Raw genomic sequence first — 25,063 nt, 5'->3', positions numbered from 1 at the left:
AGCGGCGCTGGCCGCTATTCCACGTCTTCTAACTGGACCGCGGGCGGTTTCCTGCCCAACCTGAGGGTAAGCAGGGGGGAGACTGACGCCGTGAACGGACGAAGGCCGTGAACCCGCGCATCTTCGTCCTGACGATGGTGACCTTCGCCTTCGGCTCGTCGGCCTTCATTTTCGCCGGCCTGCTGGAGGTGATGGCGCGCGACCTCGGCGTCACCACCGCTGTCGCGGGCCAGCTGCAGACCGCCTTCGTCCTGACCTCGGCGGTGCTTGGGCCGTTCGTGGCCTGGATCTTCGGGCGACTGGACCGCAAGTTCACCATAGTGCTCGGCCTGAGCCTCGGCCTGCTGCTGCATCTGGCCTGCGCCTTCGTCCCGAACTTCACCTGGCTGCTCGTGCTGCGAGCCCTGGCGGGCTTGGCGGGCGCGATCTCCGGCCCGTCCGCCAGTGTGGCGGCCGCGCAGCTTGCTCCGCCCGAACGGCGCGGCTCGGCCATCGCCATGGTCTCCGGGGGCATGACGCTCGCCTTCGTGCTGGGCATCCCCATGGGCAGTGTCGTGGGCTCGATCTTCGGCTGGCGCGCCACCTTCCTGTTCGCGGCGCTGCTGTCGGGTGTGGCCCTGGCCGGCGTGCTGTTGTTCATGCCGAGGGTCCCGGCGCCGCCGAAGCGCACCGGCGGCAAGCTGGAGATCCCGGCGATCTGGCCGCTCTACGCCACGACTTTCCTGACCTTCGCCGCCAACATGACGCTGAACCTCTACATCGCCCCGATCGTGCGCGTCGGGGCCGGGGTGACCGGTGCGGGCGTGGGCGCCTTCCAGGCGATGATCGGCGTGGGCTCAATCGCCGGCTTGTGGCTGGGCGGACGGGCCGCCGACCGCGACGCCGGCAAGGCCTGGGTGATCCAGGGCTTCCTGATCCAGGCCGCGGCCATGAGCACCCATTTTGCCGCGACCCACCATGTCGTTCCGGCCGGCGCGCCCAGCCGGCTTCTGGTGGCCTTCGCCATCTTCCTGGCGGCCACGGCGCTGTTCTCGATCACGCCGGTGATCCAGAACCGGCTGATCCGCATGACGGAGGGCGCGCCGGTGGCGCTGGCGCTGAACGGGTCGGTGATCTCCATGGGCCAGGCCCTGGGCTCGGCGCTTGGCGGCGCGGCGCTGGCGGCGTTCGGCGTCCCGGCGATCCCGGCCGCCGCCCTGGGCATGTCGCTGGCCGGCCTGCTGATCCTGATCCTGGTGTTCCCGAAGGCGCCTAGAGCAGGTTCGTAAGCCCGGCGCGGGCCGCCTTCAGGAAGACGCTGGGCAGGGCGTCCAAGTCACGCCGTGGGCTCCAGATGAGGTCGGCCGCCTCGCCTTCCGCACGCAACAGCTGCAGCGTCAGGGTGAAGTGGGTGAAGCCGTGCTCCACCTCCCCCACGCCTCTCCACGCCGCCTCGGCTGGCGCAGCGGACAGGGCCTCGTCCTCGGTCCACCGCTCGGCCCGCCACTCCGAGGTCGGCAGGGCCAGCATGCCGCCAAGCAGCCCGCTGGGCGGCCGCCGCACGAGGGCGACCTGGTCTCCGCGGGTCAGGACATAGGCGACGCCGAAGCGGTGCGGGCGCTCGGCCTTGGCGGTTCGGCGCGGGTAGGTCTCGGGCGCGCCGGTAGCCAGGGCCGCGCAGTGCTGCGCCACCGGGCAGAGGTCGCACAGAGGCTGCTTCGGCCGGCAGATGGTGGCGCCGAGGTCCATCAGGGCCTGCGCCCAGTCGCCCGGCCGATCCTCGCGCACCAGGGCTGCGGCCAGGCGCTTCAGCTCAGGCTTGGCGGCGGGCAGGGGCTGTTCGACCGCGAACAGGCGGCTGATCACCCGCTCGACATTGCCGTCCACCACATTGGTCGGACGCTCGAAGGCGATCGCCCCGACCGCGGCGGCCGTGTAAGGGCCGAGACCGGGAAGGGCGCGCAGCCCGTCCTCGGTTTCCGGGAAGACGCCGCCGTGGCGCGAGGCCACGGCGCGGGCGCAGGCCAGCAGATTGCGGGCGCGGGCGTAGTAGCCAAGCCCCGCCCAGGCGGCCATCACCTCGGCGTCCGGCGCCGCGGCGAGGTCGGTCACGGTCGGCCAGCGGGCCAGGAACTTCAGGAAGTACGGCGTCGCGTGCGGCACTGTGGTCTGCTGCAGCATCACCTCGGACAGCCACACCCGGTACGGATCGGCTCGCACGCCAAGCGCGCGGGCCTGCGGGCGCACCCGCCACGGCAGGTCGCGCGCGTTGGCGTCGTACCAGTCGAGAAGGGGGCGGCGGATCGTCTCTGCGGTCACCATTCCCACTTAGCGCCGCGGGGCCGCTGCCGCTATTGTGGCGCCATGTCCCGCCGGCCCCTGCCCAGTTCGCAAGAGGCGCTCCGCATCCTGGCGGAGAAGCGCACGCGTCCCCAGCACCGCCCGGCGCCGCCGGCTGGCAAGGGTCTCGCCAAGATGCTGCGAGAACTGGACCAGAAGTTCGGCCAGGGGCCGGCCGCCTTGCAGGCCCGCTGGCGCGAGATCGTCGGCGCCGAGATCGCGCGGCGTACGGAGCCGGTGAAGCTGGTGAAGGGTAGAAACGGCGGACCCTCGTCGCTGGAGATCCGCGTGGCCGGACCCTCGGCGGCGATCATCCAGCACCAGGCGCACGAGATCCTGGCCCGCGTGAACCTCTTCCTGGGTCCGGACGCGGTGCAGAAGCTGCGGATCGTCCAGGGCCCGCTGCGTCACGTGCCTGAGCCGCCGCCGCCCAAGCGCCGTCCCCAGCCGCTGGACGCGGCGAAGGAGGCAGAGCTGGCCCAGAGCCTCGCGGCGGCCCCCGACGGCAAGCTCAAGCAGGCGCTTCTGGCGCTGGGTCGGGGCGTGCTGCGCCAGCAGCGCTGAGTTGACTCACAAACGCCGCGGTTCCATCGGCTGAGTGCGCCATTCGCCGCAGTGCGGGGAATCGGCTTTAATCCTTTATTCACGCTTTCAGAGGGCGTCCGAACATGCTGAGCCGTCGTCTCCTCCTCGCCGCCGCCGCCGTCGCGGGTCTCGCGTTGGCCGGCTGCAACAAGGGCGGCGCTTCCGGCCCCGCCGAGGGCGACATGACCATGGGCGACGCCAACGCGCCCGTGAAGTTCGTGGAATACGCCTCGATGAGCTGCAGCCACTGCGCAACCTTCAACAACGAGGTCTTCCCGGCGTTCAAGGCCAAGTACATCGACACCGGCAAGGTGCACTACACCCTGAAGGAGTTCCTCACCCCGCCCGAGCAGGTGGCCACCGCCGGTTTCCTGGTGGCGCGCTGCGCGGGCAAGGACAAGTACTTCAGCGTGGTCGACGCGATCTTCCACAACCAAGCCGAGATGTTTCAGACCGGCGACGTGCGCGGCGTCCTGCTGCGCATCGCCCAGTCCGCGGGCCTGACGGAAGAGCAGTTCAACGCCTGCCTCCAGGACGAGGCGGCCATCAAGGCGCTGAACGCTCGGGTCGAGCGCGCCGTCCGGGATGATCGGATCACCGGCACGCCCACCTTCGTGATCAACGGCAAGCAGATCGCCTCTGGCGAAGTGACCCTGGGGCAGCTCGACGCGGCGATCGCCGAGGCCTCCAAGTGAACGCGGCCCCGAGCCGCCGCGCCGCGCTTGTCGCCGGCCTGACCGCCCTCATGGCGGCGGGAGCCGCGGCGGCTGCGCCAGGCGTCGCGGCTCCGGGCGACATGAGCCTGGGCAATCCGCGGGCGAAGGTGAAGGTGGTCGAGTACGCCTCGCCCACCTGTTCGCACTGCGCCCACTTCAACGAGGCGGTGTTCGCGCCCTTCAAAGCCAAGTACCTGGACACCGGGCGCGCCCACTACACCCTCAAGGAATTCCTCACCCCTCCGCATCAGGCCGCCGCGGCCGCCTTCCTGATCGCCCGGTGCGGCGCCGCCGCGCCGCAGCGGTACTTCAGCGTCCTGGACGGGATCTTCCGCAGCCAGCCCCGCTGGCGGGCGGGCGCGATCAAGCCCGTGCTGCTGGAGGTCGGTCGGGCCAACGGGCTCACGAACGCGCAGATGGAGGCTTGCCTCGCCGATCCCGCCGCCGTGCAGGCGCTGGACGCCCGCGCCCGGCGCGCGGTGACGGAGGACGGGGTGGAGGGCACGCCCACCGTCTTCGTCAACGGCCGCAAGGTCGAGGTGCAAACCCTGGCCGATCTGGAAGCGGCGATCGGCTCCGCGGGGAAGAAGTAGGGAGGCGGCCGGGGCGTGCACTTCCAGCGGCTGCGCCTTTCGGGCTTCAAGTCCTTCGTCGATCCGACCGAGTTCCGGATCGAGCCTGGCGTCACGGGCATCGTCGGACCGAACGGCTGCGGCAAGTCCAACCTGCTGGAAGCCCTGCGCTGGGTGATGGGCGCGAACTCGGCCAAGTCGCTGCGGGCCGGCGGCATGGACGACGTGATCTTCGCCGGCGCCGCCAATCGGCCGTCTCGCAATCATGCCGAGGTCTCGCTGACCATCGACAACGCCGACCGGACTGCGCCGGCGGCCTTCAACGACAGTCCGGTCATCGAGGTGGTCCGGCGGATCGACCGCGGCGCGGGGTCCACCTACCGGGTCAACGGGCGTGAGGTGCGCGCCCGCGACGTCCAGCTGCTGTTCGCCGACGCTTCTACCGGCTCCAATTCGCCCGCCCTAGTGCGGCAGGGGCAGATCTCCGAACTGATCAACGCCAAGCCGCAGAACCGGCGGATGATCCTGGAGGAGGCGGCCGGCGTCTCGGGCCTACATACCCGGCGCCACGAGGCCGAGCTGCGCCTGCGCGCCGCCGAGGCCAACCTCGCGCGGCTGGAGGACGTGGCCGGCGAGCTGGAGAGCCAACTCAACAAGCTGCGGCGCGAGGCGCGGCAGGCGGAGCGCTACAAGAAGCTGTCCGCAGAGATCCGCGCCCTGCAGGGCGCGGTGCTGGTGGCCCGCTGGAACGAGGCTCGTGAGGCCGCCGAGCGGCTCCGCGCCGAGGCCGCGGCCGCGGTCCGCGCCGTGGAGGAGACGGCGAGAGCGGCGGGGGCGGCCACCACGCGCGCCGCGTCGGCGGAGGAGGCGATCAAGCCGCTCCGCGAGGCCGAGACCATCGCCGCAGCCATCCTGCACAAGCTGGCCATCGACAAGGATCGACTGGACCGGGAGGACGAGGCCCACGCCGCCGAGCTGAAGCGGCTGACCGACGACCTCGCCCGCATCGATACCGACAAGGCGCGCGAAGCCCACATCGTCGAGGACGCCGACACCGCCTTGAAGCGGCTGGCGGACGACATCGCGCAGCTGGAGGCGGCGATCGCCGGCGCACCGCAGCGGACGCCGGAGCTGGAGGTCGCCGTGCAGGCCGCCGAGGCCGTCCGCGCCGCCGCCGATGCGGAGGTGGAGCAACTGGCTGGCCAGGCCGCTGTGGAGGAGGCCCAGCGCAGGGCCGCCGCCCAGCGGCTGGACGAGGCGCAGGGGCGTTTCGCGCGCACCAAGCGGGCGCTTGAGCAGGCCCGCAGCGAACGCGCCGCGCTGGACGCGCAGGCGAGCCCGCAGGCGGCCGAAGCTCGCGCCGAAATGGCGCGCGTGGAGGCGGCGCTGGCGGCTGCGCGCACAGCCCTGGAGGCTGCCGAGGAGGAGCGCGCCCAGGCCATCGAAGCCGAGGCGGCCGCGCGGGAAGCCGGCCGCAAGCTGGAGGAGCATCTCGGGCGGCTCACCGCCGAGGCGCGGGCGCTCGCCGGACTGGTGGCCCAGGCGCGGCGTGGCGGCTTCGCCCCGGCGCTGGACTCCGTGGCGCCTGAGCGCGGCTACGAAAAGGCGCTCGCCGCGGCGCTGGGCGACGACCTCGACGCGGCCCTCGACCCGAAGGCGCCCGCCTACTGGGGCGGTCGCGATATCGCAGCTACCGACTGGCCGGAAGGCGCGACCCCGCTCGGCCCGCTCGTGAAGGCGCCTCCGGCGCTGGCGGCGCGCCTGGCCTTCACGGCCCTGGTGGCCCGCGGCGACGGCGACCGGCTGCAGCCCCTGCTGCCGCCCGGCGCGAGGCTCGTCTCGCGCGAGGGCGACCTCTGGCGCTGGGACGGCTTCACCGCCCGGGCTGAAGCTCCGAAACCGGCTGCGGTGCGCCTGGAGCAGAAGACCCGCCTCGCTGAGGTAGAGGGCGAGATCGAGAAGCTGGAACCGCGCGCCAAGGCGGCGCGCGAAGCGTCCGTCCAGGCCCAGGCGCGCCTGAGGGCCGCTGAGGAGGCGCTGCGCAACCGCCGGCGCGAGACCCCGCCGCTCGAGCAGAAGCTCGGCCAGGTGCGGGCTAATGTGGAGCGTTTCGAGCGCGAGGCCGCGCGGCGCGAAGCCCACGCCGCGTCTCTGGACGACGTCATCCGTCGGTTCGAGGCTGAGTACGCCGAGGTCGAGGCGGCGCTGGCCGCGGCTGCCGAAGCCGCTGGCGGCGCCGCAGCCCCGAGCGACGTGGCCAGTCGGCTCTCGGCGGCTCGGGTGTCCGCCGCCCAGGCCCGGGAGGCCGCCGCCGCCGCGCGTGCGGCGCTCGATGCGGAGCTGCGCGAATGGTCCGGCCGACAGCGTCGGCTGGAACAACTCGCCAAGGAGCGGGACGACTGGACCCGCCGCACACAGGTCGCCGGCAAGCGCCTCGAACAGCTGGCGGACGCCCGCGACAAGGCGTTTGCAGATCTGGAGCGGGTGAAGTCGCAGCCCGACACTCTGGCGGAGCGTCGTGTGGTCCTGCTGGACGAGCTGGCCACAGCGGAGGCCCGGCGGACGAAGTCTTCCGACGCCCTGGCCGCCGCCGAGCACGAGCGCGCGGAGGCCGAGCGCGCCCTGCGCGCCGCCGAGGCCCGGGCGGCGGAGGCGCGGGAAGTCCGCGCCAGCCTGACTGCGCACGCCGAGGCGGCCATCCAGCGCCTTCAGGAAGTCACCGCGCAAATCCGGGAGACGGCCCAGGTGGAGCCGTCGGAGCTGGCCAAGAAGCTGGCCGATGAGGCTGTGGCGATCCCGTCCGACGCCGGCGGCATGGAGGCCCACCTCTACAACCTCGAGCGTCAGCGCGAGCAGATCGGGCCTGTCAATCTGCGCGCCGAGGAGGAGGCCGCCGAGCTCGCCGGCCGCCTCGAGGGGATGCTGGGCGAGAAGGCCGACCTGACCGGGGCCATCGCCCGGCTGCGGCAGGGTATCGACGAGCTGAATCACGAAGGCCGTGAGCGCCTCGTGGCGGCGTTCGAGGTGATCAACGGCCACTTCAAGACGCTTTTTGAGGCGCTGTTCTCCGGCGGCCAGGCGGAGCTGCGCCTCGTGGAGTCAGACGATCCGCTCGAGGCCGGGCTGGAGATCTACGCCTGCCCGCCCGGCAAGCGGCTGGCCACCATGAGCCTCATGAGTGGCGGCGAGCAGGCGCTCACCGCGTCCGCGCTGATCTTCGCGGTCTTCCTGGCCCAGCCGGCGCCGATCTGTGTGCTCGACGAGGTGGACGCCCCGCTGGACGACGCCAACGTGGACCGCTACTGCAACATGATCGACGAGATGCGCCGTCGGACGCAGACGCGCTTCATCGCCATCACCCACAATCCCGTGACCATGTCGCGGATGGACAGGCTGTTCGGCGTGACCATGGCCGAACGCGGTGTGTCCCAGTTGGTTAGCGTCGATCTGCGGCAGGCGGAAGCGCTTGCGGCCGAGTAGCCGCGGCGTGCCGCTGCGGCAATGTCGCGGTGGCGCTCAAAGTCCTTCAAAATCAAAGACCTAAGAAGCTGTCCCGCAGCCTTGACGCACCGCAGCGCGGTCTATAGGTTCCGCGCGACTTTCAAGCCCCCTCCGCCGCGGCGACGCAGCGGACCGTTGGCGTACCGCCCAATGCCGAAGCCTGACGAATCGCGTGATGAGGCGCTCCAGCGCCTGAACGCTCGGGCCAAGGCGCTGGAGGCGCGCCAGGCGCAGGCCGTGTCCCACGAGGGCGCGGCGGCCAAGGTGTCGGGGTACGGGTACCGCCTGATCGGCGTGCTGATCGGCGGCGTGTTCGTTGGCCTCGCGTTCGGCGCTATCGCCGATGCGGTGGTCGGAACCAAGCCCTGGGGCATGATCGTCGGGGTCCTGGTGGGCTTCGGCGTGTCGATCTGGATGGCCGTCCGCTCTGCGCAGCAGATGACGGCCGAGGTCGTGAAGGCCTACGGTCCCGCAAAGGACCTGCCGCCGGACGACGAGGACGAAGATTAAGGGAGTTCGAGGCGGCATGGCCGACCCGATGCACCAGTTCGAGGTCCACAAGATCGTGGACCTCCCCGACTTCACGATCCCGGGCCTGGGCCGGGTCGACATGGCGTTCACGAACTCCACCATGGCCATGACCGTGGCGGCGGGGATCATCGTGCTGTTCTTCGCCATGGTGACCGCCTCGCCGAAGGTCGTCCCTGGTCGCTTGCAGCTGATGGGCGAGGGGATCTTCGGCTACATCGACAACCTTGTGTCCAGCATCATCGGGCACGAGGGGCGCAAGTTCTTCCCCTTCGTCTTCACGCTGTTCCTGTTCATCCTGGCGATGAACCTGCTCGGCCTGTTCCTGGTGTTCACGGCCACGTCGCAGCTAGCGGTCACCGCCACGCTCGGCATCATGACCATCCTGCTGGTGCTGATCGTCGGGTTCATCCGCAACGGCGCCAACATGTACAAGCTGTTCGTCCCGTCGGGCGTGCCCTGGTACATGCTGATCCTGGTCACTCCGATCGAGTTCATCTCCTTCATCCTGCGGCCGGTGACCCTCGCGCTCCGTCTGTTCGGCAACATGCTGGGCGGCCACGTGGCCCTGAAGGTGTTCGCCGGCTTCGTGGTGTCGCTCGGGGCTATGGCGGCCGGCGGCGGCCTTGGCCTGCTTGGCATTCCGGGCGCCGCGCTGTCGCTGAGCGGCGTGGTCGCCCTGACTGCGCTGGAGTTCCTCGTGGCCTTCCTGCAGGCCTTCGTCTTCGCGGTTCTGACCTGCGTCTACCTGAACGACGTGGTCAATCTCGGCCATCACCACTGACGGCCGACCTCAAACCCTCAACTTTCAACCTTCACTAGGACTAGGACACCATGGAAGCGGAAGCGGCTAAGTTCATCGGCGCTGGCCTCGCGACCCTCGGCATGATTGGCGCGGGCATCGGCGTGGGCACGATCTTCAGCGGGTTCCTGCAAGGCGCCACCCGTAACCCGTCGGCCGCCGGTGGCCAGTTCACGAACCTGATCCTGGGCGCGGCTCTGACCGAAGCCCTGGGCATTCTGGCCTTCGTGCTCGGCCTGCTCATCCTCTTCAGCTAAGCCTTACCCGCGGCTCGCGACGTCCATCTGGACGGCGCGAGCCGCGGCTAGACGGACCTTGCGCGCCTGATGGCTACCTCCCCCACCCCTACGGGTGACCACGACGGCAACCCCGCCGCCGAGGCCGCGGAAGCGGTTCACGGCCACGAGGTGCCCGCCGGCACGACCGAAGTCGCAGCCCACGGCGGCGAGGGCGGCGGCCTGCCGCAATTCGAGTTCGAATACTGGGGCGGCCAGATCGTCTGGCTGCTGCTCCTGTTCGCGATCCTCTACTTCCTGCTGGCCCGGGTGTTCATCCCGCGGCTCCGCAAGGTTGTGGATACGCGGGCGGAGACGATCGCCGGCGCCTTGGAAGAAGCCCGCCGGGTGCAGGCTGAGGCTGACGCCCAGGCGGCCGCCGCCCAGGCCGAGATCACCCAGGGTCGGACCGAAGCCCGCCGAGTCGCCGCCGAAGCCCAGGCCAAGGCGGCGGCCGAATTCGCCGCCCGCCAGGCGGCGGAGGACCAGCGGCTCGCCGGCCAGATGGAAGAGGCCGAGGCCCGGATCCGCGCCATGCGCGACCGGGCCATGGGCAACGTCCAGGGCATCGCCAGCGACACGGCCACCGCCATCGTCGAGAAGCTGACCGGAGCTGCGCCTTCGCCTGCCGAAAGCGCCGCCATGGTCGCCCGCCAAGGAGTCGCGTGATGCCCGCCTTCCTGAACCCGGCGGAAGCCGAAGCCTGGGTCGGCGCCGGTCTCCTGATCTTCCTGGCGATCGTCATCTTCGTGGCCAAGGCCCCGAAGACCGTCGCCGGCATCCTCGACGCCAAAGCCCAGTCGATCCAGTCTGACCTGGACGAAGCTGCGCGCATCCGCCAGGAGGCCGAGCGCCTGCTGGCCGAACTCCGCGCCGAGCGCGCCAAGGCCGAAGCCGACGCCAAGGCCATGCTCGACCAAGCCCAAATCCAGGCCCGGGCCTACGAGGCCGACGCGAAGGCCAAGCTCGAAGAAAGCCTGAAGCGCCGGCAGGAGATGACCGAGCGCAAGATCGCCGAAGCCGAACGCCGCGCCATGGACGACGTCCGCGCCGCCGCGGCCGACCTGGCGGTGCAGATGGCCGAGCAGGTGCTGGCCGGCCGCAGGGCGGCGATGAGCAACGATCCGTTGGTCGACCGGGCGATCGGACAGCTGGCGGCCAAGCTCCAGTAGGCTTTCGGCCGCGGAAAGAACGAAGCCCCGGAGGCGACTCCGGGGCTTTCTCTTTTAAGCTTCGGATCCCCCGAAGTGGCGCTTCACGAAGTGCCGGCCTTTGACCCCAACTCGGTAGCGCTTGGGGAGGGCGAAGCGCTCGACCCGCAGGTACTGCTGCCAGAAGACGGAGGCGATTTCCGGCTCCTTGCGCATCAGGCGACGAAGCGGGTGGACCGCCCTGGGCCAGCGCCGGTGCGCGCGGACGAAGACCTTCTTGGCCTTGTACGAGTTGCGGAGAATCACGACCAGACCAACCGCGATCACGGGAACGCCGCCCGGGCCCGGGATGGGAGCGATCAGGACGCCGGCCACCACGATCAGCCCGCCAAGGGTCACCAGCCCGCCTCGAACGAGGCGGCTGACGATCTCAGGGGCGAGATCAGGCGTGGCGCGACGCTGCGCGCGCGGTGACGGCATAGCCAGAGACATGTTGGTACCCGAGAGCGCGCAGGGGCTTGGGGAGGTTCCCGGCAACGCCCTCTCGATATGCGAACGCCCCGGGAAATCGTAAAGGCGCTGCCGTGTTAAATTTTGCTAACGGCCACCTATTCTCAAGCTGCTGGCGCCAAAGCCACAGTTTGCGTCACCGAAGCGACACACCCCATCTAAATTCACTTAGCGACCCAGGGGTGACGGATGTCACTCCGCTGCCTGAGCGGTCCCCGACTCGGGCTTCCAGGTGAGCTTCGGCTTGCGAGCGGCCTGAGTCTCGTCGAGCCGGCGCATGGGGGCGAGGTAGGGCGCGCCCTTGAAGCGGTCGGCGTCGCCGGCCTTCGCGGCCTTGGCGAGCTGCAGCAGGGCTTCGCAGAAGCGGTCGAGCTCGGCCTTGGACTCGGTCTCGGTGGGCTCGATCAGCATGGCCCCGTGGACGACCAGCGGGAAGTACATGGTCATCGGGTGGAAGCCTTCGTCGATCATCGCCTTGGCGAAGTCGAGGGTGGTCACGCCCGTGCCCTCGAGCCAGGTGTCGTCGAACAGGGCCTCGTGCATGCACGGCCCGTCCGGGAAGGCGGGGGTCATCTCCTGGGAGAGGCGGGCCTTGATGTAGTTGGCGTTCAGGACCGCGTCCTCGGCCACCTGGCGCAGGCCGTCGGCGCCGTGGCTGCGCATGTAGGCGTAGGCGCGCACGAACATGCCCATCTGCCCGTGGAAGGCGCTCATGCGGCCGAAGGCCTGGGCGGCGTCATCGACCGCCTCCTCGACGAGCTGGAGGCCGTCGGGGCCGGAGACCACCCAAGGCGCCGGGGCGAAGGCGGCCAGGGCCTCGGAGAGCACCACAGGGCCGGCGCCGGGGCCCCCGCCGCCGTGCGGGGTGGAGAAGGTCTTGTGCAGGTTGATGTGCATGGCGTCGACGCCCAGGTCGCCGGGGCGGACGCGGCCGACGATGGCGTTGAAGTTGGCGCCGTCGCAATAGAAGTACGCTCCGCGCGCGTGCGTTATGCGCGCGATCTCGATCACGTCGCGTTCGAAGAGGCCGCAGGTGTTCGGGTTGGTGACCATGATGGCGGCGACGTCGTCGCCGAGCTTGGCCTCCAGGTCGGCGAGGTCCACGCGGCCGTCGGCGGTCTGGGCGATCTCGGTGACCGAGTAGCCGACGAAGGCGGCGGTGGCCGGGTTGGTCCCGTGGGCCGAGGTGGGCACCAGGACGCGGCGGCGGTGGCCCTGGCCGGCGGCCTCGTGGGCGGCCTTGATGCAGAGCAGGCCGCAAAGCTCGCCGTGGGCCCCAGCCTTGGGCGACAGCGCCACGGCGGGCATGCCGGTCAGCGTCTTCAGCCAGTGGGCCAGCCGGTCCATGAGCGCCAGCGCGCCCTGGGTCGTCGAGGTCGGCTGCAGCGGGTGCAGGTCGGCGAAGCCGGGCAGGCGGGCCATCCGCTCGTTGAGCCGGGGGTTGTGCTTCATGGTGCACGAGCCCAGCGGATAGAGCGCCAGGTCGATGGCGTGGTTCTTCTGCGACAGGCGCACGTAGTGGCGCACGGCCTCGGGCTCGGAGAGGCCGGCGAGACCAATGGGCTCGGCGCGGACCAGGTCGCCGAGGTCGGCGGCGTCGAACTCCGGCTCCGGCAGGTCGACGCCGGTCTTCTCCCAGCCGCCCAGCTCGAACAGCAGGGGCTCGTCCTGCAGAAGGCCGCGGCCGCCGGACAGGGACTGGTGGGCCGTCGGGGCGGCGGCGTCGGGGCGGGTGGGGCGGCCCACGTTCAGCATGCTCATCGGGCGATCTTCGCGTTGAGGGCGCCCACGAGGGCGGCGATGTCTTCGGAGGTGGTGGTCTCGGTGGCGGCCAGCAGCAGGACGTCGTCCAGGCCGGCGTGCGGGTCGAGCCGGGCGTAGGGCACGCCGGCGACCACGCCGTCGGCCAGGCAGGCCTCCACCAGCGCCGTCGCGGAGCCGGGCACGCGCACGGCGATCTCGTTGAAGAAGCGCGGCGTCAGGACCTCGAGGCCGGCCACGCCGGCCAGCGCCTGCTTCAGCTCGCGGGCCCGGCTGTGGTTGAGGGCGGCAAGCTGCTTCAGCCCCGTCTCGCCCAGCAGCGACAGGTGGATGGTGAAGGCCAGCGCGCAGAGGCCCGAGTTGGTGCAGATGTTGGACGTCGCCTTCTCGCGGCGGATGTGCTGCTCGCGGGTCGACAGCGTCAGGACGTAGCCGCGGCGGCCCTCCGCATCGACGGTCTCGCCGCACAGGCGGCCGGGCATCTGGCGCACCAGCTTCTCGCGGGCGGCGAACAGGCCGACGTAGGGGCCGCCGAAGTTCAGGCCGTTGCCGATCGACTGGCCCTCGGCCACGGCGATGTCGGCGCCCATGGCGCCCGGCGACTTGAGCAGGCCGTAGGACACGGCTTCGGTGGTCACCACGATCAGCAGGGCGCCCTTGGCGTGCGCCGCCTCGGCGATCCGGGACACGTCGGTCACCACGCCGAACACGTTGGGCGTCTGGACGACCACGCAGGCGGTGTCGCCGTCGATGGCCTCGATCACCGCGGCCTCGGCGTCCACCTGCGCCTGCAGGCGCACGATCTCCATGCCCTCGGCATGCGCGATGGTCTGGGTGGTGGCGGCGTAGTGCGGGTGCAGGCCGCCGGACAGGATGGCCTTCTCGCGGCGGGTGACCCGCTGGGCCATCATCACGGCTTCCGCCGTGGCGGTGGAGCCGTCGTACATGGACGCGTTGGCCACATCGAGGCCGGTCAGCGCCGCCACCTGCGTCTGGAACTCGAACAGCACCTGCAGCGTGCCCTGGGCGATCTCGGGCTGGTAGGGCGTGTAGCTGGTCAGGAACTCGGACCGCTGGATGATGTGGTCCACGGTGGCCGGCACGTGGTGCTTGTAGGCCCCCGCCCCGCAGAAGAACGGCCCGGCCCCGGCCGGGCGGTTCAGGGCCGAGAGCGCGGTCAGCTCGCGCTCCACCTCCAGCTCGCCCGCGTGCAGCGGCAGGTCGAAGAGGTCGGCCTTGCGCGCCGCGGCGGGCACGTCCGCGAACAGGGCGTCCACGGTGGGCGCGCCGATGACGCCGAGCATCTCGGCGCGGTCGGACGGGGTGAGGGGGAGATATCGCATCGGGTACTCAGCAGGTGAGGGCGGGGTCGAGCGACCCCACGACTGTCATCCCGGTTTCGCGAAGCGAAGACCGGGACCCATAGACTCCGCCTTGGAAGGCTTGGCTGGCGGCCGCGGCGCGATCGGGCGAGCGCTGGCGTCTATGGGTCCCGGTCTTTGGCCTGGCGGCCAAAACCGGGATGACAGGGTGGGGGGCGGGGATCAGAGAGTTTCCAGATAGGCGTCGTAGGCGGCCTGATCCATGAGGGCGTCGAGTTCGGAGGGGTCGGCGACGCGGACCTTGGCGAACCAGCCGGCGCCGGTGGGCTCGGCGTTGACCGTCTCGGGCGCGCCGGACAGCGCCTGGTTGGCCTCGACCACCTCGCCGGACACCGGGGCGTAGACGTCCGACGCGGCCTTGACGCTCTCCACCACCGCGAAGCCGTCGCCGGCCTTGACGGTCTTGCCCACGTCCGGGGTCTCGACGAACACCACGTCGCCCAGCTGCTCGGCGGCGTAGGACGTGATGCCGACGGTGGCCACGTCGCCGTCCAGCGACACCCACTCGTGGTCCTTGGTGAACTTCATGAGCGATCTCTCCTAGGGCGTGGGCGCGTCAGCGCCGTTGTCTTGAACCACCAAGGTCACCAAGGACACCAAGGGGCCGAGGACTGCTTGGGCGTCTTGGTGACCTTGGTGGCCTTGGTGGTGAATGGAGTGCGCCTGCGGCGCGGGGGCGGGGCGCATGGTCAGGGCTTCCGCACGTAGCGGTGGGGGACGAAGGGGGTTTTTACGACCTCGCAGGCCTGGGGCTTGCCGCGCACCAGGACCTTCAGCTTCGTGCCGGGTTCGGAGTGCAGCGGCGGCACGAAGGCCAGCGCGATGCCCTGGCGCAGGACGGGGGAGAAGCCGCCGGAGGTGACCTTGCCGACCACCTGGCCGTCCTCGTCGGCCACCTCGGCGCCCTCGCGGGCCGGGGCGCCTTCCAGCACCTTTAAGCCCACGCGGACCCGGAAGGGGCCCTGGCTGAGCTCGTTGGCGATCCGCGCCGCGCCCGGGAAGTCGCGGGCGTCGCGGCGCTTCTTGGAGACGGCGAAGGCCAGGTCGCCCTCGATGGGGCTGGTGGTCTCGTCGAGGTCGTGGCCGTAGAGCGGCAGGCCGGCCTCGAGGCGCAGCGAATCGCGGGCGCCCAGGCCGATGGGCCGCACGTGCTCGTCGGCCAGCAGCTGGTTCCAGACGGTGGCGGCGGCGTGCGCCGGGACCGAGATCTCGAAGCCGTCCTCGCCGGTGTAGCCCGAGCGCGAGACGATCAGGTCGGTGCCGAAGCCCTCCAGCAGGCGGGCGTCCATGAACACCATGGCGGCGACCTCAGGCACGTGGCGCTTCAGCACGTCCACCGCCTTGGGGCCCTGCAGGGCGATCAGCGCCCGGTCCTCCAGGCGCTCGATGGTCACCTGGGGGGAAAGCTCGTCGTCGATGACGCGGAAGTCGTTGTCCTTGCAGGCGCCGTTGACCACCACGAAGAGGCCGTCGTCGCCCGAGCCGTCGGGGCGGATCGGCCGGGCCGCCATCAGGTCGTCGATGATCCCGCCCTCGCGGTTCAGCAGCACGGAGTAGCGCTGCTTGCCGGGCTTCAGGCCGATGAAGTCCGAGGGGGTGACCTCCTCGAAGGCCGACAGCGGCGCCACGCCGCGCAGGCGCGCCTGGCCCATGTGGGAGACGTCGAACAGGCCGGCGTGCTCGCGGGTCCAGAGGTGCTCTTTCAGCACGCCGTCGGCGTACTGCACCGGCATGGAGTAGCCGGCGAAGGGGACCATCTTCGCGCCCAGGGCCACGTGGGCCTCGTAGAGCGGGGTGGTCTTGAGGACCGTTTCGGGGGGCAGGTCGGAAGCGGGCAGGTCGGACAAGCTGGGACTCCGGGCGTCGAGCGTTCGGTCCGCCGGGCCGGCTGGCCTGGCTTCGTTCGCGCCCCCGCTGTCCCTCGTGCCTGAGAGATTTCGGGCCTCCGGCTTAGCGGTGCCGGCGCCCCCTGCTCCTTCGGCGTCCTCGCAAAGCTCCGTGAGGAGCGAAGGAGGAACTTTCCAGCGTGCCTTTGCCCGTCGCGGTCCTTTTGCCTGAGCGTTTCCGGGGCGGTTGCGCCTTCGGCTCCGGGGTCTGAGTCCCGGTCTCTCCCGCGAGAGTCGGGGGAGGTGTAGCGGAGGGGCGGGGGGAGTCAATGCGGCGTGGGGGGGGGGCAGCTATGCGTCAGGAGCGGACATTGGGTTCAAACCCGAAAACCGAAGTTCGTCGAGCACATCCGAAGGGCCGGATCGACAAACTTCGGCCTCGTCGCAGTATGGTGCGCGGACGCGCGCGGACACGCGCCGCCTCAGGGAGCCTTAGGTCGACGCTGCGAGTAGACGAACGCCGCGGGAGCCCCCGCGGCCTGTAAGGGGCGCGCCCCCGCCATGGTGATTAACCACCCGCCTCCGGGTACGCGGACAGGGCCGCCCCCGATGAGTTGCGGCGGCACATAGCCTCCGTCGCTCAGGATCCAGGGACTGTAGGCTGTCGGTACAGCGAGGCTTGGCTTCAGGTCTCCGAACCTGATTACGTGCTCGGCCTCCGGTAGGAATTCGCAGACCACCTGGCCGGGAATCATCAGGACCTGCATCACATGCGGCCCTACGGTGCGATCCGTGCGGGACACGTTGCGTATTGCCGCGGCGAGACCCTGGCCCAGCGCCCTCACGGGGTGCAGACCCGGCATACTGGGCACAGCGACGGTCGCGGTCAGGGACGCGCCGACTGAGGCGCGCCGCGAGAGCAGGCTGGTTGGTCGCCGCATTCGCATGTCGGCCTGCGTGCGGCGGTTCCTCCGCGCCGTGATGGTGACGAGCAGCGGCGTCAGGCGTCCACGGCGGCGGCGCCACCCGGTGGCGAGAAGGGTCACCCCTTGTCCGCCGCGGGTCGCCGCCAGCCTCGCCTGCAGGTGGAAGAGGGCCTGGGGTACGCTACGGCGCACCTTCGGCGGCCCCATGTACATTGCATAGGAGTCGCCATGCGGTCCCAACATGAAGGCGTCGCCCCAGAGCTGTTGCGCGATCCATTCGTCAGTGGGCATCCTCTCGAGGAAGGCATTGCCCGTGTACCCGATGGCTACTCCCTCGGTGCCGCTCAGGAAAACTACCGTCTTGTTTGCGACTTCGTCGAAACGTCCGATGAGGTTCGTTCCCCGCCACTTAGTCGTCAGACGGTCGCTGACCATGACCGAATAGGTGGAGGCAGACTCTGCAATCACGAGGGTCATGGCCGGGATATAGGCCAAGTGCAGCCACAGTGCAGGGTCAAGCGGTTGCTCGTCTCGTCAGTTGACGAAGGTCTCAGTCAAGGGGGCGGGAGCGACGATGCGACGGCCCCTGGTCCGGCATCAGTTCGCGACTCCATCAGTGGGAGTTGATGCGCTCGACAAGGCTTCTGAATGGGCGGGCAACGAGAGGCGCACGTCTTTGGACTCGTCTCGGGACCAGCGGGGTGCCAGTTCGTCCGGCGGCACGAAACCCCGCGAAGACAGTTGAGCGAACTCAAGCACTAGCTCGGGCTCGTCTCTCCATGACGGGATCGACATCCCGGCGACGCCCAACAAGAGCGTCCTGCAGGTGGCATGCACATTCAGAAGATCGACCGGGGTCAGGGCGCGAGTCTCAGCCTTCGTGGCATGCGACGAAGCGCGATGCCTGATGCGTGCGGAAAGCAGGATCGCCTCATGCAGCGGGACCAGTCTGTCCCTTACCTTCCACCGAGCCCATGACGCGCGTTTGCCAGCCGGAGGCGCAACTCGGCGCTCGACGATTGTCGGTACGCCGCGCGCCAGCCAAATGACCTCCTCATCGGGATTGAGCCCACGGGCCGCCAATCGTTCGCGAAGCTCAGTCTTCACGCGCTCATTCCACTGCCCGTCCTTGAAAACCTGCTCGCCGGGCTTGTGTCTGGGTTCTAGCCGAAGTTCTTCGATGGCGCTGAAGGCGCTCGTGATCGCCAAGGCGTACGCGGTGAAACTGAACGCCGTACGATCGAAATCGGGGATCAGCGCGACGCTTGGAGAGGCGTCCATCGGGTGGTGGTAGATGATCCTCGCGGCATGGCTCAGACGAGCCAGGGCGAGACGTGCATGCTCATTCTCCCAGATGCGAGCGACGTAGCTGCACGATTGATAGACGCCTGCAGTGGCAGTCGAACTTGTGCGAGCATCCGTGGAATACCTTCCGGGAGGATAGTTCAGCGAACAGTACGCGTCAGGGTGGGCGACGACGTCGTCGTCCTCAAATGGCGAGTAGCCGTTGAACAGCAGCATAGCAGCGTTGATGTGCGTCAGGACATCGTTCGCGAGGGCCTCGTCGGGGGCGAAGATGAGGGCTTCCGGGAATCCAATCGAATAGCGCACCGGTTCGTTCTTGATCGCCATGGTGCTGCCAGATGCCCGCATCACATCGAGACGTAGCCGGGCCTCGGTCTCGTAGCGGCAGAACAGCTGGCGAAAGTCGATATGCCATCTTCGCGCGAAGACTGGTTCGCAAATGAGCCGGTGAGCCTCGTAGAGCCGTGTTCTGTATGGGAAGCGTTGCGCTCGGAGCCGTTTGCTCGGCATTGGCGCAAAGCCGAGGGAGTCGGGGATAGGATGCCAGTAGCGCCGTCCTACTATGCGAGCGAAGTACGGGCTTGGCTGGAGAGTGACCGTGGAAGAGCGACGTAACTCGCTAAGGTTCATGTGCTAAGGCTAAGGTTCGAATTGCTTCGCAGCAAAGTCTTCTTATCGGCTGCACGCCCTCTGGGTGTGACTCCGCACGCGACGCCCGAGTGCAGACCCTCCCAGGGCCGGCAACGAGTGAGCAGCGGACTCGCAGCGTCCGAGCCGGCCGTGCAGACGGGCTGCCGTGGATCTATGGCGGGGAGGGCGCGGGGCGCGCCTCTCGCGGAACGGCCGTCTAGCGGCAGCCCAAAGACTGCACGTTCTAAGGAGCCGCTCGAGTTGATCGCCGGAGCATGCGTCCGACAGATACCCCGGCTAGGCCCAGCACCGACGCGGCCGCGAAGAGCGGAAGCCAGATGTGCTCCGCCCATATCCCCCACCGGTGTGCGAGGGGTTCGCCAAAGGTGCCGCTCTGCTGCGTGAAAAAGATGGCGGCCAGAAACGCGCCGCCCGCATAGGCCAGGACAGCCGCTCTCCCGCGCCCGCGTCGCACCGCGACCGCGATCCACACGGGAACGAGGACGATCCATGCGAAGGCCGTGATGGCCATCAACTGTTCCGGAAGAGTCGACAGCACGTCGGGAAACACGGCGTCGCCTGCGTGCTTCAGGGGCGGTGGATCAGCCGGTTCCATGGCGGCACCTCAGAAGGCTTAGGTCCTGCCGTCAAGTCGCCGTCACCGAAGCAGTCTCCACCCGTTGCAGCCCGTCCGGCAAATCCGCTGCCGCGACCGCTTCCCCGCGGCAAAGGGCGAGAGAGCTTCGTGACGGATGTACGGGCTGCCGTGGAGGGCGGGGCCGGCGCAGGGCGCGCGTCTTGCGGGAGGGCGGCTGACCCAACTCCAAACCGCCGCTAGATCACCTGTTCCGTGGAGCGTAGGCGGCGAGGCGCTCTGGTTTCAGGGCGTAGGTCGTCCCCGTCCAGACCAGATCCTGTTCCAGGGGCACGCCGCCGGTCCCCGTCACGGGCACCTCTCGTGCGTCCGGCCACCTGCGCTTGATGTCCGAAAGCAGCCGCGTTCGAACGCGGAGCGCCAATTCCGGCTGCTTTCCCCGCAAGAAGCGCAACCAAGGCCGCCCCTGGTGGCCACCGTCATCAACGACGACCTCGGGGCCCTCGTCGTCAGGGCCGCGGTAAAGGTGGACGTAGATCGTCTTGGTCAGCACATCCGTCGCGGCCGGTGGCTCGTCCGGCGGAGCGCTCTTTCGAAACGTATGCCAACTTTGGGTGACGTCATCCACATGCAGCCCGCCCGCGTCGGCGTGGCGCCGCAGCATGGCCAGGAGATCGGCTCGGTCGGCAGGGGTGCGCAGAGGCACCTCGACGGCTGCAACCGTCCGGAGGCTTGCCGGCTGCTCGGCGCAGCCGCAGATCAGCATGATCGCGGCGAGCGCCGCGACCGTGATGTGACGTGCGGGAAGCAGCATGGTGCGAGTGTTCCACGACGCGCGTCCGCTTCCCAGCCTTGGCTCACCTGCGCCGGCCGGTCCGCCATGGCGTCAGCCTGGAGGGGCGGCGGAGCGTGGGGGACTCAGCTTGGGTCCCGGCTTTCGCCGGGATGAGCGGAGGGGCGGGGCGGCGTTGGGGTGTTGCGAGGCCGTGGATCCGCCGGGTGAGGCGAGCCCGTCTGACGAGCCTGGTCAAGGACGCGCGCTGGGCGCGCGCCGCGGGGCGGCCGGCCGGGGGCCGGTCCTTGAGCAGGCTCGGCAGACGGGCAGGTGGGCTGCCGTGGATCTATGCGGGGAGGGCGCGGGGCGCGCCTCGCCTCGCCTCGCCTCGCCTCGCTTCAGGGGCGGGGACGTTGCGCCGCTCCGGGGGAGCTTTCGCGAAGCGGGTGAGAGGGGCATCCTCAAGGTCTGGGCGGACCCTCTCCGGCTCTTTTGAGGGGATCGGCGGGGCGGGTGCGGGGAGGCGTGAGGCTTGATTGGTCGCAGGGCGCTGATCTTCGGGGCTGGGGCGGGGGTCGGCGGCGGCCTGCTGGCCGGCTGCGGTCACGTGGCGGGCGGCGGACACCGACGCGGAGGCGGAGGCGGACGCGGACGAGGACAAGCGCGGGGGCGGGGGCCGGCGGTGGCGGTGACCATCGACGACTTCGAGATCAAGGACACGCCGCGGCTGAGCGGGGCGGAGCGGCATGCGGCGATCCTGGCGGCGCTGGAGCGGCATGGGATCAAGGCGGCCGGGTTCGTGGCCGGGACCTATGCCGACAACCCCGCGGCGCAGGCGCACCTGCGGGCCTGGTCGGCGCAGGGCCACCTGATCGGCAACCACACCTATTCGCACCCCTACTACGGCGGGAAGAACCCGGCCGGCTTCATGGCCGAGGTGCTGAAGGCCGAGGCGGTGCTGGCGGGCTTGCCCACCTATCGCAAGCTGTTCCGCTTTCCCTACCTGGCGGAGGGGCGGACGGCGGAGGGGCGCGACGCCATGCGGGCGCTGCTGAGGCAGCACGGCTATCGCAACGCGCCGGTCAGCATCGACACCTCGGACTGGTATGTGAACAGCCGGCTGCTGGCGCGGCTGAAGGCCGATCCCGGGGCCGACCTGGCGCCTTACCGGCGCTACTACCTCGACCACCTGTGGGACCGCGCCGCCTACTACGAGGGCCTGCACCAGGCCCTGTTCGGCCGGCCGGGCGTGCACGTCCTGCTGCTGCACCACAACCTGATCAACGGCCTCTTCCTGGATGACGCGCTTGCGCAGTTCTCGGCGCGGGGCTGGCGGCTGGTGGACGCCGAGGCGGCGCTGGCCGATCCGCTCTACAGCCTGGCGCCGGACACGGCGCCGGCGGGGCAGAGCGTGCTCTGGGCGCTGGCCAAGCTGAAGGGCGGCTTCGACCTGCGCGATCCGGGCGAGGACGGGGCCTACGAGCAGCCGGCCATGGATCGGCTGGGGCTCTGAGGCTGGGGCGGCTGTGTTCGCGTTTTGTTCTTGACGCCTGCGCGCGTTTGTGGGAGAGTTGGCGTATCGCTGAGAGCTGCGCCTGACGGCGGCGGTGGCGGCGGGTTTCCGGAGACAAGCGATGGGCGACGAGGGGGGCGGGCCGGCTTTGCCGGGGCCGGGGCGGGCGCATGTGCGGTGGTCGGAGGCGGTGGGGGCGGAGATCTGCCGGCGGCTGCGGGACGGGGAGCTGTTGCGGCACATCTGCGAGGAGCCGGGGATGCCGTCGGATACGGCGGTGCGCAAGTGGGCGCGGGCGAGGCCCGGCTTCGACCGGGCGCTGAAGGCGGCGAGGCGCGCGGGGTGGCGGCCGGAGGGCCGGCTGCCGCGCGGCGGCGGGCGGGACGGGCCGGCGTTCGGCTACTGCCCCGAGATCGGCGACGAGGTGTTCGAGCGGCTGTGCGAGGGCGAGAGCCTGACGCGGATCGCCGAGGACCCGACGCTGCCGTCGCTGTCGACCTTCTATTACTGGATGAAGCGCATCCCGGAGTTCAACGCCGCGGTGGTGGAGGCGCGAAGGATCCAGGCGGACCGGTTCTGCGACCTGGGCTGGGACCTGGCGGAGGGGGCGAGCCCGGAGACCGCCTACCTGACGGACGTGCGGCTGAAGCAGCTGCGCTGGATGGCCGGGGTGCGATCGCCCAAGGTCTACCGGATCAAGCCCACCGAGGGCGAGCTGGCGCGGGAGACCACGACCTTCCTGATCCGCCACTTCAAGGGCGAGCCGGACCCGGTGACCGGGGAGCTGAGGGTCGTGGCCTACTGCCCCAATCCGGAGACCGGCCAGATGGAGCGGGAGGACACGCCGGGCTATCGCTATCCGGCCGGCTGCGTGACGGTGCCGGGAGGAACCTCGTGGGAGGCGATCCAGGCGCGCAAGGCGGCGGAGGCGGCGCGGGAGGCGGCCGGGCGGGAGGCGGCGCAGCGGCGGGGGCTGGACGACAACGAGTGGATCTGAGGCTGGGCGGCTCGCGCCGCGTCCGCGCCTTGCGGTCGGCCGGTTAAGGCCAAGCTTTTGCCGTGATGGCGCGGGACGAAGGGCGCTTCGAGAACAGAGGTCTCCCAATGCGCCTTTTCACCGCCCTCCTGGCCGCCGCGGCCGCCCTGGCGCTCGCCCTGCCGCTGGAGGCCCGGGCCCAGGCGCTGGAAGATCCCGAAGCCAGGCTGGTCGAGGACTGGTGGTGCAGGCGGTGGAGCCGGGACCGGCCTGGTGGCGGGTCGTGGACGGCGACACCACCGTCTATGTGCTGGGCGCGGCGGACGACGAGATGCCGGCCGATGTGGGGTGGGACCGGCGCTGGCTGGAGCGGCGGATGCGCGGCGCCAACGGCCTGGTGCTGGGGACCCGCGTCGGCCTGACGGGCGGGGTCCGCGACCTGCCGGCGCTGATCCGGGCGCGCAACCGGCTGCGGTCGAAGACGCCGATGGAGGAGGACCTGCCGCCGGCGCTCCGGGCGCGGTTCGTGGCGGCGCGGGAGCGGGCGGGGCAGCCGGCCAAGCGCTACGCGGGCTGGCAGCCGCTGATCGCCGGCGAGATGCTGCAGGACGACGTGGCGGGCAAGCGCAAGACCCAGCGGGTCTCCGGCGCCGCCCGGGCCCTGGCCAGGGCCGCCAAGGTCCCGGTGGTGGAGCCGGCGCGCTATCCGATCGCGCCCTTCCTGAAGGCGATGACGCCCAGCCTGACGCCGGCCGTGCACCAGCAGTGCCTGGCCGGCGCCCTGGACGACGCCGAGACGCCGCCGGCCCGGACCCGGGCGGCCTTCGAGGGCTGGGCCCGGGGCGACACCGCCGCGGCGCTGGACGTGCCGCGCAGCTTCGACAAGTGCGTGCTGCTGCTGGGCGGCGGGCCCGAGCTGTGGCGGCGCTCGGTGGAGGATGTCGCGAGCGCCCTCCAGGCGCAGCTGGCGCGGCCCGGGCACGCGGTGGCGGTGGTGAACCTCAGGCTCTGGCTGGCTGAGGACGGCCTGGCCAGCGAGCTGCGCCGGCGCGGCGTGCGGGTGCTGGGGCCGGGCGAGGGCTAGGGCTAGGGCTAGGGCGCCGGCTGCGCCACGGCGGCGGGCGGCGCGGGCTCCGGGTCGGCCAGGGCGCCCAGCTCGCCCCGAGCCCGGGCCCGGGCGCCGTAGACCCACTCGAACAGCGGCGAGGCCATGAGCGTGGTCACCACCGCCATCAGCACCAGGATGGAGAACAGGGCCGGCCCGATCAGCCCGCGCTGCAGGGCGATGTTGATGATGATCAGCTCCATCAGGCCGCGCGCGTTCATCAGGGCGCCGATGGCCAGCGCCGTGGGATTGGACTGGCCGGTGAGCCGGGCGGCCGCCCAGCAGGCCCCGCCCTTGGCGAGGATCGAGGCGGCGAGGATCGCCCCGGCCAGCAGCAGCAGGGACGGGTCGGCCATCAGGGTCAGCTGGGTGTTGAGGCCGGAGAAGGTGAAGAACACCGGCAGCAGCAGGACGACGGTGAGCGGCTCGAGCCGGGCCTTCAGCTCGCGGGCCAGGAGACCCCGGGGCATGGCCACGCCCAGCAGGAAGCCGCCGAACACGGCGTGCATGCCCACATAGTCCATGGCGAAGGCGGCGGCGAGGAACAGCATCATCACCGTAGCCAGGAGGCCATGGGAGAGGCCGCCCTCGCGCTCGGCGATGCGGCCGAGGGGGGCGAGCAGGCGCGGGCCTGCGACCAGCACCAGGGCCGCGAAGCCGGCGGCGCCGACCACCGCCTTGACCGCCACGCCGGCCCCGTCGCCGAACACCGCCAGCACCAGCGCCAGCACCGTCCAGGCGCCGGCGTCGTCGATCGCCCCCGCCGAGAGGGACAGCGAGCCCAGCGGCGAGCCGGAGAGCCGGCGCTCGTGGATGATCCGGGCCAGCATGGGGAAGGCGGTGATGGAGATGCAGGCGCCGAGCAGCAGGCTGGCCTGCAGGACATCGAGCCTGGGCGAGAACAGGCCGGGCGTGCGCATCAGCCAGGGGGCCATCAGCACCGCCACCAGGAAGGGCGCGGCCATGCCGGCCAGGGACACGGCGCCGGCGCTGCGCACATGGCTGCGGAAGTGGGCGCGGTCGAAGCCCAGGCCGACCAGGAACATGTAGAGGCCGACGCCCAGCTGGGCGACCACGTAGAGCAGGCTGCGGGCCTCGGCGGGGACTAGGGCCGCCTGCAGCTGCGGCGCGAGCGCGCCGAGCAGGGAGGGCCCCAACACCACGCCGGCGATCATCTCGCCCACCACCTGCGGCTGGCCGAGGAACCGGCGGCCGAGCCAGCCGACCGCGCGGGCGGCGGCGACGATCACCGCCAGCTCCAGGAAGAAGATCACGCTGAGCTGCGCCGACGCCATCCGATGTCCCCCTCC

At 70.6% G+C, this 25,063-nt stretch carries 24 protein-coding genes and 1 riboswitch; of the genes, 13 read left to right on the top strand and 11 right to left on the bottom strand.

The genetic code is table 11. The annotated features are described in order from the left end of the window. Positions 1–107: 107 nt before the first annotated feature. Positions 108–1,268: an MFS transporter gene (locus VIL67_RS10895; RefSeq protein ID WP_332048907.1), complete on the top strand. Its 1,161-nt coding sequence runs from the start codon at positions 108–110 to the stop codon at positions 1,266–1,268. Here the strand turns inward: VIL67_RS10895 and mutY are convergent. Beyond that, on the bottom strand, positions 1,252–2,301 hold the full coding sequence (gene mutY, locus VIL67_RS10890; RefSeq protein ID WP_332048906.1) for an A/G-specific adenine glycosylase: 1,050 nt from the start codon (positions 2,299–2,301) through the stop codon (positions 1,252–1,254). The two genes, VIL67_RS10895 and mutY, sit on opposite strands and share 17 nt — an antisense overlap. Before the next feature lie 42 nt (positions 2,302–2,343). Here mutY and VIL67_RS10885 point away from each other — a divergent pair, with 42 nt between their 5' ends. The 9 genes from VIL67_RS10885 (at position 2,344) to VIL67_RS10845 (ending at position 10,470) form a co-directional block, all read left to right on the top strand. Further along, positions 2,344–2,883 carry a DUF721 domain-containing protein gene (locus VIL67_RS10885; RefSeq protein ID WP_332048905.1) on the top strand — a complete coding sequence of 180 codons (540 nt, stop codon included), beginning with the start codon at positions 2,344–2,346 and terminating at the stop codon, positions 2,881–2,883. Positions 2,884–2,987: 104 nt separating this feature from the next. Next, the gene (locus VIL67_RS10880) at positions 2,988–3,599 is read left to right on the top strand and encodes a DsbA family protein (protein ID WP_332048904.1); all 612 of its coding nucleotides are present in this window, start codon (positions 2,988–2,990) and stop codon (positions 3,597–3,599) included. After that, positions 3,596–4,213: a DsbA family protein gene (locus tag VIL67_RS10875; protein ID WP_332048903.1), complete on the top strand. Its 618-nt coding sequence runs from the start codon at positions 3,596–3,598 to the stop codon at positions 4,211–4,213. The genes VIL67_RS10880 and VIL67_RS10875 overlap by 4 nt, the downstream gene beginning before the upstream one ends. A 15-nt stretch (positions 4,214–4,228) precedes the next feature. Beyond that, complete coding sequence (gene smc / locus VIL67_RS10870) at positions 4,229–7,672, top strand: chromosome segregation protein SMC (protein WP_332048902.1); 3,444 nt, start codon at positions 4,229–4,231, stop codon at positions 7,670–7,672. Positions 7,673–7,843: 171 nt separating this feature from the next. After that, positions 7,844–8,203 carry an AtpZ/AtpI family protein gene (locus tag VIL67_RS10865; protein ID WP_332048901.1) on the top strand — a complete coding sequence of 120 codons (360 nt, stop codon included), beginning with the start codon at positions 7,844–7,846 and terminating at the stop codon, positions 8,201–8,203. Positions 8,204–8,219: 16 nt separating this feature from the next. Continuing rightward, the gene (locus VIL67_RS10860; protein WP_332048900.1) at positions 8,220–9,005 is read left to right on the top strand and encodes a F0F1 ATP synthase subunit A; all 786 of its coding nucleotides are present in this window, start codon (positions 8,220–8,222) and stop codon (positions 9,003–9,005) included. 50 nt (positions 9,006–9,055) lie between these two features. Continuing rightward, entirely contained in the window at positions 9,056–9,280 is a 225-nt protein-coding gene (locus VIL67_RS10855; protein WP_329633317.1) for a F0F1 ATP synthase subunit C, read from the top strand. Between the two features lie 69 nt (positions 9,281–9,349). Beyond that, positions 9,350–9,967: a F0F1 ATP synthase subunit B family protein gene (locus VIL67_RS10850; RefSeq protein WP_332048899.1), complete on the top strand. Its 618-nt coding sequence runs from the start codon at positions 9,350–9,352 to the stop codon at positions 9,965–9,967. Beyond that, positions 9,967–10,470, top strand: a complete 504-nt coding sequence (locus tag VIL67_RS10845) for a F0F1 ATP synthase subunit B family protein (protein ID WP_332048898.1) — start codon at positions 9,967–9,969, stop codon at positions 10,468–10,470. Before VIL67_RS10850 ends, VIL67_RS10845 begins: the two co-directional genes overlap by 1 nt. A gap of 54 nt (positions 10,471–10,524) precedes the next feature. Here VIL67_RS10845 and VIL67_RS10840 read toward each other — a convergent pair whose 3' ends face one another. The 9 genes from VIL67_RS10840 to VIL67_RS10800 all read right to left on the bottom strand — a co-directional run bounded on the left by VIL67_RS10840 (position 10,525) and on the right by VIL67_RS10800 (position 20,198). Beyond that, positions 10,525–10,929 carry a hypothetical protein gene (locus VIL67_RS10840; RefSeq protein WP_332048897.1) on the bottom strand — a complete coding sequence of 135 codons (405 nt, stop codon included), beginning with the start codon at positions 10,927–10,929 and terminating at the stop codon, positions 10,525–10,527. A gap of 222 nt (positions 10,930–11,151) precedes the next feature. Further along, positions 11,152–12,720 (bottom strand): aminomethyl-transferring glycine dehydrogenase subunit GcvPB, encoded by a 1,569-nt coding sequence (gene gcvPB / locus VIL67_RS10835; RefSeq protein ID WP_332048896.1) that lies wholly within the window; start codon positions 12,718–12,720, stop codon positions 11,152–11,154. Further along, a complete protein-coding gene (gcvPA, locus tag VIL67_RS10830) occupies positions 12,717–14,063 on the bottom strand; it encodes an aminomethyl-transferring glycine dehydrogenase subunit GcvPA (protein WP_332048895.1) in 1,347 nt (448 codons plus the stop codon). The genes gcvPB and gcvPA overlap by 4 nt, the downstream gene beginning before the upstream one ends. 201 nt (positions 14,064–14,264) lie before the next feature. Next, complete coding sequence (gcvH, locus tag VIL67_RS10825) at positions 14,265–14,630, bottom strand: glycine cleavage system protein GcvH (protein WP_332048894.1); 366 nt, start codon at positions 14,628–14,630, stop codon at positions 14,265–14,267. Between the two features lie 161 nt (positions 14,631–14,791). Continuing rightward, the gene (gene gcvT, locus VIL67_RS10820; RefSeq protein ID WP_332048893.1) at positions 14,792–15,949 is read right to left on the bottom strand and encodes a glycine cleavage system aminomethyltransferase GcvT; all 1,158 of its coding nucleotides are present in this window, start codon (positions 15,947–15,949) and stop codon (positions 14,792–14,794) included. 185 nt (positions 15,950–16,134) lie between these two features. Beyond that, positions 16,135–16,226, bottom strand: a riboswitch (glycine riboswitch). A gap of 184 nt (positions 16,227–16,410) precedes the next feature. Then, positions 16,411–17,331 carry a hypothetical protein gene (locus VIL67_RS10815; RefSeq protein WP_332048892.1) on the bottom strand — a complete coding sequence of 307 codons (921 nt, stop codon included), beginning with the start codon at positions 17,329–17,331 and terminating at the stop codon, positions 16,411–16,413. 120 nt (positions 17,332–17,451) lie between these two features. Further along, complete coding sequence (locus VIL67_RS10810) at positions 17,452–18,486, bottom strand: hypothetical protein (protein WP_332048891.1); 1,035 nt, start codon at positions 18,484–18,486, stop codon at positions 17,452–17,454. A gap of 547 nt (positions 18,487–19,033) precedes the next feature. Beyond that, positions 19,034–19,405, bottom strand: coding sequence for a hypothetical protein (locus VIL67_RS10805; protein ID WP_332048890.1), 372 nt, complete (start codon positions 19,403–19,405; stop codon positions 19,034–19,036). Between the two features lie 223 nt (positions 19,406–19,628). Then, complete coding sequence (locus VIL67_RS10800; protein ID WP_332048889.1) at positions 19,629–20,198, bottom strand: hypothetical protein; 570 nt, start codon at positions 20,196–20,198, stop codon at positions 19,629–19,631. 643 nt (positions 20,199–20,841) lie between these two features. Between VIL67_RS10800 and VIL67_RS10795 the strand changes: the two genes are divergently transcribed. The 3 genes from VIL67_RS10795 (at position 20,842) to VIL67_RS10785 (ending at position 23,732) form a co-directional block, all read left to right on the top strand. Continuing rightward, complete coding sequence (locus VIL67_RS10795) at positions 20,842–21,672, top strand: polysaccharide deacetylase family protein (RefSeq protein WP_332048888.1); 831 nt, start codon at positions 20,842–20,844, stop codon at positions 21,670–21,672. Between the two features lie 121 nt (positions 21,673–21,793). Then, a complete protein-coding gene (locus VIL67_RS10790) occupies positions 21,794–22,669 on the top strand; it encodes a terminase small subunit-like protein (RefSeq protein WP_332048887.1) in 876 nt (291 codons plus the stop codon). 220 nt (positions 22,670–22,889) lie between these two features. Continuing rightward, the gene (locus VIL67_RS10785) at positions 22,890–23,732 is read left to right on the top strand and encodes a TraB/GumN family protein (RefSeq protein ID WP_332048886.1); all 843 of its coding nucleotides are present in this window, start codon (positions 22,890–22,892) and stop codon (positions 23,730–23,732) included. 8 nt (positions 23,733–23,740) lie between these two features. Here the strand turns inward: VIL67_RS10785 and VIL67_RS10780 are convergent, their stop codons facing one another. Next, a complete protein-coding gene (locus tag VIL67_RS10780; RefSeq protein WP_332048885.1) occupies positions 23,741–25,048 on the bottom strand; it encodes a cation:proton antiporter in 1,308 nt (435 codons plus the stop codon). Positions 25,049–25,063: the final 15 nt, after the last annotated feature.

Origin of the sequence: Phenylobacterium sp., assembly GCF_036563385.1 — a bacterium.
Taxonomy (GTDB): Bacteria; Pseudomonadota; Alphaproteobacteria; order Caulobacterales; family Caulobacteraceae; genus Phenylobacterium.
This window is presented reverse-complemented; position numbering and strand designations above follow the sequence as displayed.

Coding starts and splice junctions, on each gene's coding strand:
- VIL67_RS10880 (WP_332048904.1), top strand. CDS start 2,988: ATGCTGAGCCGTCGTCTCCTCCTCGCCGCCGCCGCCGTCGCGGGTCTC.
- VIL67_RS10840 (WP_332048897.1), bottom strand. CDS start 10,929: ATGCCGTCACCGCGCGCGCAGCGTCGCGCCACGCCTGATCTCGCCCCT.
- VIL67_RS10810 (WP_332048891.1), bottom strand. CDS start 18,486: ATGGCGATCAAGAACGAACCGGTGCGCTATTCGATTGGATTCCCGGAA.
- gcvPA (WP_332048895.1), bottom strand. CDS start 14,063: ATGCGATATCTCCCCCTCACCCCGTCCGACCGCGCCGAGATGCTCGGC.
- VIL67_RS10885 (WP_332048905.1), top strand. CDS start 2,344: ATGTCCCGCCGGCCCCTGCCCAGTTCGCAAGAGGCGCTCCGCATCCTG.
- mutY (WP_332048906.1), bottom strand. CDS start 2,301: ATGGTGACCGCAGAGACGATCCGCCGCCCCCTTCTCGACTGGTACGAC.
- VIL67_RS10860 (WP_332048900.1), top strand. CDS start 8,220: ATGGCCGACCCGATGCACCAGTTCGAGGTCCACAAGATCGTGGACCTC.
- VIL67_RS10815 (WP_332048892.1), bottom strand. CDS start 17,331: ATGACCCTCGTGATTGCAGAGTCTGCCTCCACCTATTCGGTCATGGTC.
- VIL67_RS10800 (WP_332048889.1), bottom strand. CDS start 20,198: ATGCTGCTTCCCGCACGTCACATCACGGTCGCGGCGCTCGCCGCGATC.
- gcvPB (WP_332048896.1), bottom strand. CDS start 12,720: ATGAGCATGCTGAACGTGGGCCGCCCCACCCGCCCCGACGCCGCCGCC.
- VIL67_RS10805 (WP_332048890.1), bottom strand. CDS start 19,405: ATGGAACCGGCTGATCCACCGCCCCTGAAGCACGCAGGCGACGCCGTG.
- VIL67_RS10850 (WP_332048899.1), top strand. CDS start 9,350: ATGGCTACCTCCCCCACCCCTACGGGTGACCACGACGGCAACCCCGCC.
- VIL67_RS10780 (WP_332048885.1), bottom strand. CDS start 25,048: ATGGCGTCGGCGCAGCTCAGCGTGATCTTCTTCCTGGAGCTGGCGGTG.
- VIL67_RS10865 (WP_332048901.1), top strand. CDS start 7,844: ATGCCGAAGCCTGACGAATCGCGTGATGAGGCGCTCCAGCGCCTGAAC.
- VIL67_RS10845 (WP_332048898.1), top strand. CDS start 9,967: ATGCCCGCCTTCCTGAACCCGGCGGAAGCCGAAGCCTGGGTCGGCGCC.
- VIL67_RS10855 (WP_329633317.1), top strand. CDS start 9,056: ATGGAAGCGGAAGCGGCTAAGTTCATCGGCGCTGGCCTCGCGACCCTC.
- gcvH (WP_332048894.1), bottom strand. CDS start 14,630: ATGAAGTTCACCAAGGACCACGAGTGGGTGTCGCTGGACGGCGACGTG.
- VIL67_RS10790 (WP_332048887.1), top strand. CDS start 21,794: ATGGGCGACGAGGGGGGCGGGCCGGCTTTGCCGGGGCCGGGGCGGGCG.